The sequence below is a fragment of the Paenibacillus castaneae genome (assembly GCF_002884445.1).
In the GTDB taxonomy this organism is placed as follows: Bacteria; Bacillota; Bacilli; order Paenibacillales; family Paenibacillaceae; genus Pristimantibacillus; species Pristimantibacillus castaneae.
On the sequence record NZ_KZ614144.1, the window covers coordinates 2,962,245 to 2,974,625 of the forward strand.

Below are 12,381 nucleotides of genomic sequence, written 5' to 3' on the forward strand. Positions count from 1 at the left end.
GCACATATCCCAATCAGCAAGTCAAAATAGACTATTTTCTGGTCGTTGAGTTTCTTTAACGGAATTGTCCAAATAATCGCGCGAATAGCTAAATAAATATGGTGAATACTCGCCTATGATAAAGCTATTATCCGATAGCTCTCTTATATTATTATTTTACGAATCAAATTTACGAATCAAAGGTTTACTGGAAACGATTAGGCTCTGAAATTCACTTTAAGGAGTCCTTATGCAAAAAAATCTGCGCATGTCCACGATACTTAGGCTGTTTTTTATTCTTATTGTTATCGTTCCTGTCATCTTGATCTGTGCCGTAATTCTAAACATATATGAGCGGGATATTCTTCAGCAAAACACAGGGAGGTCACTGCAAACCTCGCAAGCGGTCGCTTATTCCGTCAGTCAGGAAATCAATCGGATGGCAGGCTTATTTGCCTCTATCGGAGTTGATCAGGAAGTCATATTAACCGTTTTCGATGTTCATCAGAAGACGGGTATCGGGAAACAATTGGCCAGCAATAAACTGAAAATATTAATTGAGAAATATACGGCATCAGTCTCCGGCCGGGTTCTTTCGGTCAACTTTTTTTTTGATAAAGGCGTATCTTACTCTTATCTGAGAAACATGATGATTGAGGAGAACACCTTGCGCGACCAAGAATGGTATCGCGATACGATCAACACGCCCGACAATGTGAGATTTCTAGGGATGCTCCCTAATTTATTATACGGCAATTATAATCCATACATCATGGCTGCAGCATTCTCTCCGAGTGACCCCAATCCTTTTTCAAAATTAGAGATGATTTTGTTTACGTTTGAAAGCGGCGCCTTCGATCGTATTCTGCAATCTCGCAATAATACAGAATCTATTCTTCATATTGTAAGCGAGAAAGGCGAAGTTATCGCATCCAACACGATTATAGATAGAGGCAGTCTAATTCCGAGTAATTGGAATGCAGAAATTGGACAATACATGAAGGGTTCTTTCGTGGACGATACAGGGGCGAGTAGAGAGCTAATTACCTATGCTAGAGTAGATAATACGAAATGGTATATTATTCAAATCATTCCGTATAAAGATTTATTAGAAAACTATCGAAATGTAAATACATTTGTATGGTTCCTCGCGATTTTGATCATTTTGGCGTTTGTACTCATTTCCTTCTATTTTGTATCGAATGTTACAGAGCCGATCCGAGAGCTGCTCCGCCAGATGGTTCGTGTTACCGGAGGGGACTTGAACGCAAGGTATTCGGGCTCAGGAAGCTTAGAGATGGTAAGGCTAGGCCATTCCTTTAATCTGATGACTGAACAGGTTCGGGAATTAATTGATCAGCATGAGAAGCAGGAGGTGGAGAAGCGCAAGGCAGAATTTGCCGCTCTTCAAGCCCAAATCAACCCTCATTTTCTGATCAACACATTAAATTCCATCAAATATATGGCGCTAATCAGCAAAGCTGACAATATCCGAAGCATGACACATGCGTTAACTCATTTATTGGCTTCTTCATTTAATCGGGGCGGACTATTAATCACAATCGCAGAAGAAGTCGATCATTTGAAGCATTACTTATATATTATGGAAATTCGCTTTGGCAGGTCGATTCAGACGGAATGGGACATTGATCAAGAGATTTCCGGTCATTATTTGTTAAAGCTGCTGCTCCAGCCAGTTCTGGAGAATAGTATTATCCATGGTCTTAAAGAAGTGGCTTACCCGGGAAGAATAAACATTGCTATTAATGCTGAAGAAAATGATTTGCTCATCACAATCGCAGATAATGGAGCAGGTATGACGGATGATGTAATGAACCCGTCAGATGACAAGGCGCCTGTCTATGCTTTCAGCGGAATGGGAAACCGGAATGTGCACAGAAGGATACAGCTTCACTATGGAGATCGTTACGGATTGAAGTATGAACACAATAATCCGCACGGAACGAGGGTGAGGATCCGGTTGCCATTAATTAATGAACGGGATGAAGAAATGATTTAATTCATTTAAATGAGAAGCTCCAACCAATCTAAATCCAAGCATGATGGGGAGATAGAGGAATGAGATTAAGAAAAGGAATGGGCTCCGCCTTAGTTGTTAGTCTTATTTTTATAGGCCTGCTAGCTGGATATATAGGTTATATTCACTCCGAAATGAATAATCAGATCCATTCAATGAGCTTTAGTCATACGCAAATGAAACAAGATTTCAATTATAAACAGCCAGTGAAAATAAAATTGGGGATATGGGAAGCCAAGATGGATATCCAATTTTGGACGGAAAAAGTAAAGGAATATTCTATTATTAAACCGAATGTGACGGTTGAAGTAGAGACAATTCCGGATAACAGCGGTCAATATTTAAAAGTGCGTTTGGCTGCCAATGATTTGCCTGACCTATTCTACTTGAAATCAGGTCATCTCTTTATTTATAAAGCATCTCTACTGTCTCTGAACGAATTGAATGCGGCTAGTAGAAATAGGTATCCAGCAGTGCTGGATGATCAAATACTCGGTTTGCCGCTTGTATCCTTCTCCGAGTATGTCTATTACCACCCGAGTATTTTTCAAGAGGTCGGAATCGATGTGCCGCAGACTTTTAGCGAGTTTATGCTTGTTTTGGAGAAAATAAAAAAACATGGCAAGTATATCCCAATTGCGATTGGAGGCAAGGATGAGTGGACCTTTTATCCTTTTATCGAGTTTGGTCCTCCTATCTTAACGGAGGATGAGAAATATTTATCCAATCTGACAACGATTGAAGAGCCGTTCGGAAAGGGCTCTGGCTTTGAGAAAGCCGCGAATATGCTCAAGACGATTGCGGAGCAAAAGCTCGCAGGGCCTGATGCGCTTGGCATTAATTTTGATCAGGCCACGCAGTTGTTCCAATCCAATCAAGCTGCCATGATCGCGCTTGGACAATGGTATTATTCAGACCATATGTCTAAAGTAAATAGCGATGAAGATATTGATGCATTCGTCTTGCCTTGGAGAGCAACAACAAAAGAACGTCTGCAAGCAGTCACTATTCCTGATCAATATATGGCCATTAACAAAAATTCTAAGAACACCGAAGAAGCCGTTGCATTCCTTGAGTGGATGTTCAGTCATAATGTCTATCAAGCTTATATTAACAATTCACAAAACTCATCAACTTTAACCGATGTAGATGCGGCCTTGCCCTTCTTTAATAAAGTGAATAGCAGCCACCCATTCGAACCATTTATGTATCAAGGATTAGATGAGAAATTTATCAAAGTGAAAAACATTGCTCATTATGATGAGAAGAAAATGGCGCAAGAAATATTTGCAGGAGCAGACGTATCCGAAATAGTGAAAAATATGAATGAAAATTGGAGCAGGGCAGTTCAATACGTTCATAATAATCAGTAAGTTCCTTTATATGTTGAAAGGTAGATCAAAAGGGGGAAGTATGATGGCGAAATATCAAGCTTTCATCGTAGATGACGAACCTTTAGCTAGATTGGCACTTCGGGAGTATATTTCAATAGCTTCAACGGATATTGAAGTGGTTGGGGAAGCTGGCGATGGGGAGGAAGCGCTAGACCTTCTAAAGGAACATAAGGATGTTGATATTATATTAGCAGATATTCAAATGCCGCGTATGAATGGCGTGGAGCTTCTTATGGCTCTTCGTAGCGCATTGTTTGTTCGTCAGCCGCTGATCATTATGCTCAGTGCTTATGGTGATTTCAGTTACGTGAGGGATTCATTTGTACTTGGGGCTTTCGATTATATGCTTAAAGCGAAATTAGATGAAACCTATATCGCGCCAGTACTGCAAAAAACGGTGGATGAATTAAATAGGCGCCAAATCGCCTCCGTTTCTATACAGCCGGTGGAAGACAACGAAGAAGCCATTGTCTGCTCCATATTACATCGGCTTTCCTTGTCAAGTGCTTCAGATTTATCGGATTATGAACAGGAAGAAGACTTGAAACATGGCCTCGACTTTGTATTGAAGCATATGGGTGAGAAGAATCAGGTTGTAGCATTAATCAGAATGTCACAGCCGATTCAATTCGAGCATATTCATCGGATGGTATTGCAAACGATTCGAACGGTAACCAATAGAGACAGGAATGAAGGAGTATGCTCCGTTTGCCGTCATGATGATCGCCACTACACACTATTTTTCACCTTTCCTGAGCAATGCAGTGAGCTTGCTATTAGAAGATTGACCCATATGATGCTGACCGACGTGAAAATCAGGCTGCGGCAGTTTTTGAACCTTAACTTATCGATTGGGATCAGCGATATCGCGAGCGGCATTATGCATTGGAATCGATTGTTCAGACATGCTGAGCGGCTGTCCATCCTTAGCTTCTTTCATGGCTATGACCGATTGCTATATCCCGAGGCCGAAAGACCCATACGTATAGAAGCGGGTGATTGGAAAGAAGAATGGGCTCCATTCAAGGCAGAACTGCTGAGAGCGTTGAAGGATAGCGACCATACGTTATGGAAGCAAAGGCTTCAGCTTGGCTTTGAGCAGTTAGTTGAATGGTTTCCCTCTTCGCCGGATCACATTAAGTCAGCACTCAGTGATTTGATTTGGGAAGCGGGATCATTGATTCACCAAAGCGGAGTGTCTTGGGATCAGCTTCACGAAAAATTTCCTCATCCCGTTGAGCATGTCCGTAATATGGAAACATGGAATGAAACTGTTCAGTGGGTCGAGCTGTTTCTAGCTATGCTGTATGAGAAGCTGCATCCCAAATCAGAATGTCATGCAGCTTGGCTCAGTCCGATTGTAGCGAAAGCAAAAGCTATTCTTGAAAATAATTACGATGAGGATATTCATTTATCGAATATTAGTGAGATTGTTGGTGTAAGTGAAAGCTATTTAAGTAAGCAATTCGTGAAAGAAACAGGCGTTAACTTTATTGCTTACTTAACGAACCTAAGGATTGAAAAAGCGAAGGAAGGCTTGGAAAATGGACTTAAAATTTATGATGTTGCGGAGAAGGTTGGATATGTCAACCCCGAGCATTTCAGCCGAATATTTAAGAAGGTAACAGGGCTGAGTCCTGTAGCCTATCGGAAAGAGAAAGACAAAGGTCCGGGAATAAGGTGAGAATCCGGAATGAAAACTCATTTGCATCATATATGAATAAGAGATTGCCTTGTCCTCCATTGGTGAGTGTATGGCAATCTTTTTTTACGATCTGGATGACTTCTTCAGTCGTCAAGGGACAAAGATCAGAACAAAAAACATCATATTCACATCAAAAGATATCATGTGGATAGACAGTTACAACTTTATAATGAGGAAACACAATGGATGTTATGCAGCCAGATTCAGAAAAGAGAATTACTATAGGAAGCAGTAACGATACTATAAGGGAGGCTTACATGAAATGGGGAAAAAGTTCAAGAAAAGAGCGGCTTGGGGGATGGTATTTTTTATCGTTCTGTTAGCGTTATCGGGCTGCAGTGGTGCAAAGGAAACTAACACTCCACCAAGCACAAAACCCACGGATACTCCGAAGGTTGAGGAATCGGAAAAGCCTGCAGAAGAGCCGAAGATTTCGGGAGATTTCGAAATCCAATATTTCGTTGGCGGATATGGCGATGCATGGTGGAAAGAAGTAATTGGTGAATTTCAGGAGAAATATCCCGACTTGAAAATAAAGCAATCTGCCGGCTCCCAAATCAACGAACAAATGAAGCCGCGTTGGATTCAAGGAAATCCGCCTGATGTCGTATACATCGACGGCGCGGGTTCCAACGAAACACAAATGGTCCAGGATGATCAATTGATGGAGATTACGGATTGGGTGAAGCAAGCAAATAATGTAGATGGTGAAAATCTTGTCAGCAATTTAATTGCGGCGCCTCAGGACTTTGGTGGGAAGAACTATACGATTCCATTGGTATTCGGTTCATGGGGGACGTTCTATGATGCCAGCCTCTTCGAAGACAAAGGCTGGACTGTTCCTCAGGACTGGGAAAGCTTCATGGCGACGAGTGAACAAATTAAAGCATCAGGAATTAATCCATATATTCATACAGGCAAATATCCCTACTACATCGTTGGTGGACTATTGAATTCGGGATTTGTAGCCGAGAATGGCGATAATCCGCAAATTCTGAAGGATCAGGAAGCGGCGAAGGAAGGCTCCTTCAATAATGATGCGGTCAAGAAAACGTTAAGCAAGCTGGTTGATATGCGTGATAAAGGTTATTTTGACAATGCATCTTACGGAATGAACCATACGGATTCGCAAATGCTGTTCCTTCAGCATAAGGATGCTATGATTCCTAATGGTTTGTGGCTGGAGAATGAAATGAGCAAGGATGTACCAGCAGGCTTTAAATTTGGATTTATTCCTTCTGTCATGCAAAATGCTGGCGGCAAATTTATAGCGATTCCATATACAAGCAATATTGCGATCGCAAAGAAAGCAAAAAATCCCGATGCTGCAAAAGCCTTTATCGAATTTATATTCACGAAGCAAGCCGCTGTTCGGTGGGCTGAGATTACAGGTGCTTTAATGAATGTCAAAGCAGATCTAGAATCCTCCGGAGCAAGCAATGTTGTCAAAAAAGCGATGAACTATTTCAACGGAAGCGACACAATTGTTGCTCCTGTATTCAAATTAAATGCGGACCTCGAGCAAGCGCAAAATGATGCGACGATCGCCTTGCTGCAAAAAACGATTACACCTGATGAATGGATCGATCGAATGGAGAAGGCAGCTGCCAAGGCGCGATAATCATTATCCTCTCTTCATACTGACAATCAGAGGGACTTCGTTCCTCTGATTGTTATTCAAATCTAAAGGGAGGCAATAGACATGATTTCAATTAAGAAGAAAATGAGCATGACAAGTGTATGGAGCCGAAGACTGTTTATACTTAGTTTTCTGCTCCCGACATTAGCCTTATTTGCTTTATTCACCATTTATCCTTTAATTCGTGGATTATATTTAAGCTTCTTCGATTGGTCAGGCGGGTCGGAAACGATGAATTTCATAGGCGTTAATAATTATAAGGAGTTATTTTCTGATTCCATTATTCCGACTGCGATCAAGAATGATTACTTTCTCATCTTCTGGAAGGTCATCCTTATCATGCTGCTTGCTACGTTCTTTGCCGTAGCTTTAACTCGGCTCAGGCTCAAGGAATATGGATTTTATCGCATTATTTTTTTCTTTCCGAACATTATATCTGTTGTCGTTATCGGAGTGCTTTGGAGCTTTATTTATAATCCATCGCTTGGTTTTCTGAATGCATTCTTATCGCTGTTTACCAAAAATCCAATAGAAATAAACTGGCTGGGATCGCCCAATCTTGCTATTTGGTCGCTTCTTCCTCCAAGTGTATGGGCTGGAATCGGATTCTATATGCTTCTCATAATTGCATCCATTCTAGGGATTCCCAACTCCTTGTATGAAGCGGCGAGCATTGATGGCGCAAATGAATGGAAACAGTTCACGGGAGTTACTCTTCCGCTTATTTGGGAGCAGTTCAAAACATCCATTATACACATTGTCATAACAACCTTGAACGGTTCATTCATCATCGTGAAGCTCATGACAGACGGTGGTCCCGATAATCAAACGCAAGTTTTAGGCTATTATTTGTATCAAATGGGCTTCAAACAATATCATCTCAGTTATGGGGCAACTATTGGTGTTCTGATTCTAGTATTATCCTTAATCACAACTTTGCTTATTAACCGTATTCTTCATCGGGACACTATAGAAATGTAATGAGGTGAAAGAATGAATGTGCTTTCAACCAAAAAGCCGCTGCTATACCTGTCGAAATCTATAGTGCGTCTTATCCTTTTGCTTTGGACAATCATTGTCATATACCCTGTCCTTTGGACATTTTTAACCTCTTTAAAGGATAATCAACAAGTCATGCTGGGGAAGCCTTGGGATTTGCCAACCCTATTTCGCTTTGGAAATTACGCAGATGTATGGAGCCGTGCACACTTTGGCGATTATTTTTTTAATTCGATCATGGTCACAGTCGGAAGTATAGCCGTGTCAATGATATTAGCCGCGACGACAGCATACATATTGGCTCGATATACATTCCGAGGAAGAGGGATTCTTTATTTTATATATGTAGCGTCTATGATGATCCCGACAACGCTCGGATTAATTCCGTTATTCTTTCTGTTGAGCGATCTCCATCTATCCAATTCATTGTTTGGTCTAATGCTGGTTTATTCTGTCGGTACGATCGGCATACTTCCATTCGCTATCTTTTTTTTGGTAGGCTTCTACAAGACGCTGCCGAGGGAACTGGAGGAAGCTGCAACCATAGATGGAAGCTCGAATTACGGGATTTTCTTCCGTATTATGCTGCCGTTGTCCAAACCGGGACTGGTTACAGTCGGAATCATGAACGCTTTAACGGTCTGGAATGAATATATAATGGCCACTGTATTGATTAATGACCCTGAGAAGTATACCGTTCCGGTCGGAATCGCGATTATGCAAGCTGAAATGCAGTACAGGACGGAGTGGGGGCCTTTGTTTGCGGGTTTAGCTATTTCGATGATTCCCGTCATCCTGATGTATGTACTGTACCAACGGCAAATTACGGGTGGACTTACGGCAGGAGCTTTGAAGGGATGAGCTGCCTGACTTCGATGCAATGCGGGCAAAACCAAAACAAAAGATAAAAACCGTATCGAATTAGCGATACGGTTTTTTTATTCTAGTTGAATGGAATGAACTTCGTTTGTAATTGAAATTTATTGTGTTTTGTTGTTATTTGCCGTTGTATACTGATTTTATTGATACCAATAAAATTCTGAGAGGAAGTCTTGTTATGTTCGCATCTCAAAGAAGAGACAAGATTGTTGAATGGCTGCAGAAGCATGAGCAATTGGTAATCAAGGAGTTAGCATTAGTTATGAATGTATCTGAAGGGACACTGCGGACTGACCTTCGCATGCTCGAGGAAGAAGGAATAGTGGAAAGAACGCATGGAGGTGCGGTTCTAGCTAGGAAGAAATCAATGTTTCGTGAGCAGCATACCGCTACACGAAGTGAGCTGAATTACATAGAGAAGCAGGCGATCGGACAAGAGGCAGCTCGGCTAGTCACAAAGGGGCAATGTATTATTCTCGATGCAAGCTCAACTGTGCTTGAGCTTGCCAAGATGCTGATCGAATGCGATTATTTGACCGTAGTGACTAACGGACTTGAAGCGGCAATGATTCTGAATCAAAATCCCAGGATAAACGTTCTTATTGTAGGAGGCGTGCTACGCTCTGGATCAAAGACAGTAGAAGGCATTCTCGGAAAAGGCTTGCTGGAGGGGATTTATGCCGACCTGTTCTTCACCTCTGCCGAAGGAATCAGTATAGAAGAAGGAATGACTGACTTTAGCTTATACGAAGCAGAGCTGAAAAAAAGGATGGCTGCTAATGCTAGAAGAACAGTTGCTTTAGTTGACTATACAAAGCTCGGCAGACGTTCGATTGCCACTTCGGTCAAAATCGAAAATATACATACGCTTATTACCGACAATAAAGCCAAACGTGAATATTTAAACCGAATAAAAGGCGTGGAAATCATGATTGCACTTCCAAATGACAAGAAATAATCCTCAATTTAACATCATTTGAAAACAACCGCAATAGCACTTAATCGTTGACAAATAAGGGGAAAATTCATGAAAATAGAAGATGTAATAACTTACTTTTTTATGAAAAAGAAAGGAGGAGCGCTCCTATTTTGATTGGGCAAATTTGTTTTCGTTTCCTTTTTGAAAACGCTGTCATTTCGCTCGAAATCCAAATTAATTGGAGGGAATTATGAGGAAAAAACGGATCTTAATCACATTTTTTACTGTTGTCCTATCGTTCGCTTTGATGGGCACCGTTTATGCTGCATTTTGGAATTTGACTGGTGATATTGGTGTGCACGACCCTTCTATTATTAAGGAGGGGAGCACTTGGTATACCTTTTCAACTGGACAAGGAATTCAGGTGAAAAGATCTAATGATGGTTTGAATTGGACTAGTGCTCCGCAAATATTCTTGTCTCCGCTATCTTGGTGGAGCACGTATGTCCCTAATCAGTCTAAAAATGATATATGGGCGCCTGACGTGCAGCTGTATAACGGCAGGGTGTGGCTGTATTATTCAATCTCCACGTTCGGTTCCAACACTTCTGCAATTGGTTTAGCCTCTGCTACAAGCATTGGTGCAGGCTCTTGGAGAGATGATGGGCTGGTGCTTCGAACGACGAGTGCAAATAACTATAATGCAATTGATCCGAATTTAACGATTGATGCTTCTGGAAACCCATGGCTTGCCTTCGGCTCATTCTGGAGCGGAATTAAATTGACTCAATTAAATCCAACAACAATGAAACCGACGGGGACCATTTATTCCATAGCTTCTAGACCGAATAACAATGGAGCAATTGAAGCGCCTTCTATTACTTATCGAAATGGATATTACTATTTGTTCGCATCTTTCGATTCATGCTGTCAAGGTGTTAACAGCACATACAAAATTGCTTATGGACGGTCAACTAGCATAACAGGTCCTTATTTAGATAAAAACGGAGTCAATATGTTAAATGGTGGCGGAACCATATTAGATGCAGGAAACAGCAGGTGGAAAGGCCCGGGTGGTCAGGATATATACAATAATAACGTGATTGCGAGACATGCTTACGATGCCCAAGCAAATGGCGCACCTAAATTATTGATTAGCGACTTGAATTGGGATTCATCCGGATGGCCGACTTATTAGTTCATCTCCTTCAAACAAACGCCTCTGCGGCTTTCGCAGAGGCGTTTGTCGTATGAATTTTCAAAATTTAAAGAGAACACGATAACCAAACTTGTGTTAAAATTATACAATAGTTGAACGGATTGATCAATTGCGTTGTGATGCTTTCGGAATGAATTCGTTGGAAGGGCTGTGATTCACATTTGATAAAAGATAAACAATCATTATCGACCGCAATCATTCTTTTCCTTGTAGTTATAGTATTCAACTTTCCATTTCCGAACTCCAATCCTTATGGCGAAACCCTTACTTCCGTTTTTAATATACCCGTTAAATCAGTTAATGGAATCCAGTACGTCGGGCTTGCTTCTTTAATATTACTATTAATCAGCTTCTATTTTCTTGCAAGATCGTTAAGCAAATATCATGTTCGTTTCATATTGCTTGCTATCGTAATCATGAATTTATTTCCGCCATTCTTAATTCAGGCATACCAGAAGACCATCGCAACTGGCATATATGCCATATCCTATGAGCAGCGTTTAAGTAAATGCGATTTCGAAATGTCCAATAATAATACGCTCTATGGCGTATGTAAGCTTCCTTTCGAGAATTACAGCCGCGATGATGTTGAATTTACGGTTGAATTTGTGAATCAATCCAGCAATATTAATTCGATGGTCTCTCTTATGAACAACCATGCTCCATATGAGGTTAAGCTGAACGGAAAAGAGCGCAAGCAAATAATAATTGAGACAATGATTGAGGTGTCGGATAATCAGAATATGCGCGGTCAATCAGGTTTTATTGATATCATTATTAAATCGGGGGATAGAAGCAGGAAATTATGAGCAATTATGTATGATTAATGTGGATTCAAAAGCATTAATGATCAGAGCAAATAAAAAAAAGGCTAAATCCAGAATGCTTATGCATGGATTCAGCCTTTTCTTTATGTATAAACGAAGTGTCGACTAATGAATATCGCGGAAAAGTCCAATGACTTTGCCCAAAATAGTTACATTTTGAAGCAGAATCGGCTGCATGGAGGAGTTCTCCGGTTGTAGACGAATATGATTCTTTTCTTTATAGAAGGTTTTCACCGTTGCTTCATCGTCTTCGGTCATGGCAACAACAATTTCTCCGTTATTAGCAGTTTGCTGCTGACGTACGATGACATAATCTCCATCGTGAATGCCGGCATCAATCATGCTCTCGCCCATAACACTTAAAATAAACACGCTGCTGTCACCTACGATATGGGAGGGGAGCGGGAAATATTCTTCAATATTTTCAGTAGCCGTAATAGGAACACCGGCCGTAACTTTACCTACAATCGGTACATTAGCAACAGATGGTGTAATAATTCCATTAACCCCATCTTGATCTAAAATTTCGATAGCGCGAGGCTTGGTTGGATCCCGGCGAATAAGACCTTTCTTTTCCAATCGGTCCAAATGACCATGAACGGTTGAGCTGGACAATAATCCAACAGCCTCGCCGATTTCTCGAACGGAGGGTGGATAGCCTTTCTCCCGGACTTCATTCTTAATAAATTCAAGAATCGAATGTTGTCGGTTAGAAATCTTCGACACTGCGATCACTCCATTAGTAGATTTGTAGAAAATTATAACATAGAACCGGAGTTCGTA

At 41.0% G+C, this 12,381-nt stretch carries 10 protein-coding genes; 9 read left to right on the forward strand and 1 reads right to left on the reverse strand.

All coding sequences use genetic code 11. The features are described from left to right. The first annotated feature begins 229 nt into the window (after window positions 1-229). The 9 genes from CEF13_RS13105 (at window position 230) to CEF13_RS13145 (ending at window position 11,580) form a co-directional block, all read left to right on the forward strand. Entirely contained in the window at window positions 230-1,999 is a 1,770-nt protein-coding gene (locus CEF13_RS13105; RefSeq protein WP_102711099.1) for a sensor histidine kinase, read from the forward strand. A gap of 59 nt (window positions 2,000-2,058) precedes the next feature. Next, entirely contained in the window at window positions 2,059-3,390 is a 1,332-nt protein-coding gene (locus tag CEF13_RS13110; RefSeq protein WP_102711100.1) for an ABC transporter substrate-binding protein, read from the forward strand. Window positions 3,391-3,433: 43 nt separating this feature from the next. Then, a complete protein-coding gene (locus CEF13_RS13115; protein WP_166742777.1) occupies window positions 3,434-5,095 on the forward strand; it encodes a response regulator in 1,662 nt (553 codons plus the stop codon). A 283-nt stretch (window positions 5,096-5,378) separates the two neighbouring features. After that, window positions 5,379-6,737: an extracellular solute-binding protein gene (locus CEF13_RS13120; RefSeq protein WP_102711102.1), complete on the forward strand. Its 1,359-nt coding sequence runs from the start codon at window positions 5,379-5,381 to the stop codon at window positions 6,735-6,737. 81 nt (window positions 6,738-6,818) lie between these two features. After that, on the forward strand, window positions 6,819-7,736 hold the full coding sequence (locus tag CEF13_RS13125; protein WP_243864450.1) for a carbohydrate ABC transporter permease: 918 nt from the start codon (window positions 6,819-6,821) through the stop codon (window positions 7,734-7,736). Window positions 7,737-7,748: 12 nt separating this feature from the next. Continuing rightward, window positions 7,749-8,615, forward strand: coding sequence for a carbohydrate ABC transporter permease (locus CEF13_RS13130; protein WP_102711103.1), 867 nt, complete (start codon window positions 7,749-7,751; stop codon window positions 8,613-8,615). Window positions 8,616-8,811: 196 nt separating this feature from the next. Then, window positions 8,812-9,591, forward strand: a complete 780-nt coding sequence (locus CEF13_RS13135) for a DeoR/GlpR family DNA-binding transcription regulator (protein ID WP_102711104.1) — start codon at window positions 8,812-8,814, stop codon at window positions 9,589-9,591. 211 nt (window positions 9,592-9,802) lie between these two features. Then, on the forward strand, window positions 9,803-10,750 hold the full coding sequence (gene abnA, locus CEF13_RS13140; protein WP_102711105.1) for an arabinan endo-1,5-alpha-L-arabinosidase AbnA: 948 nt from the start codon (window positions 9,803-9,805) through the stop codon (window positions 10,748-10,750). 182 nt (window positions 10,751-10,932) lie between these two features. Then, the gene (locus CEF13_RS13145) at window positions 10,933-11,580 is read left to right on the forward strand and encodes a hypothetical protein (RefSeq protein ID WP_102711106.1); all 648 of its coding nucleotides are present in this window, start codon (window positions 10,933-10,935) and stop codon (window positions 11,578-11,580) included. A gap of 123 nt (window positions 11,581-11,703) precedes the next feature. Here CEF13_RS13145 and lexA read toward each other — a convergent pair whose 3' ends face one another. Next, window positions 11,704-12,324 (reverse strand): transcriptional repressor LexA, encoded by a 621-nt coding sequence (gene lexA / locus CEF13_RS13150; RefSeq protein ID WP_102711107.1) that lies wholly within the window; start codon window positions 12,322-12,324, stop codon window positions 11,704-11,706. Between the last annotated feature and the right edge of the window lie 57 nt (window positions 12,325-12,381).

What these genes read in the sequence shown, in the direction of transcription:
- CEF13_RS13120 (WP_102711102.1), top strand. Translation starts at nt 5,379, where the DNA reads ATGGGGAAAAAGTTCAAGAAAAGAGCGGCTTGGGGGATGGTATTTTTT.
- CEF13_RS13130 (WP_102711103.1), top strand. Translation starts at nt 7,749, where the DNA reads ATGAATGTGCTTTCAACCAAAAAGCCGCTGCTATACCTGTCGAAATCT.
- CEF13_RS13110 (WP_102711100.1), top strand. Translation starts at nt 2,059, where the DNA reads ATGAGATTAAGAAAAGGAATGGGCTCCGCCTTAGTTGTTAGTCTTATT.
- CEF13_RS13105 (WP_102711099.1), top strand. Translation starts at nt 230, where the DNA reads ATGCAAAAAAATCTGCGCATGTCCACGATACTTAGGCTGTTTTTTATT.
- CEF13_RS13125 (WP_243864450.1), top strand. Translation starts at nt 6,819, where the DNA reads ATGATTTCAATTAAGAAGAAAATGAGCATGACAAGTGTATGGAGCCGA.
- CEF13_RS13135 (WP_102711104.1), top strand. Translation starts at nt 8,812, where the DNA reads ATGTTCGCATCTCAAAGAAGAGACAAGATTGTTGAATGGCTGCAGAAG.
- abnA (WP_102711105.1), top strand. Translation starts at nt 9,803, where the DNA reads ATGAGGAAAAAACGGATCTTAATCACATTTTTTACTGTTGTCCTATCG.
- CEF13_RS13115 (WP_166742777.1), top strand. Translation starts at nt 3,434, where the DNA reads ATGGCGAAATATCAAGCTTTCATCGTAGATGACGAACCTTTAGCTAGA.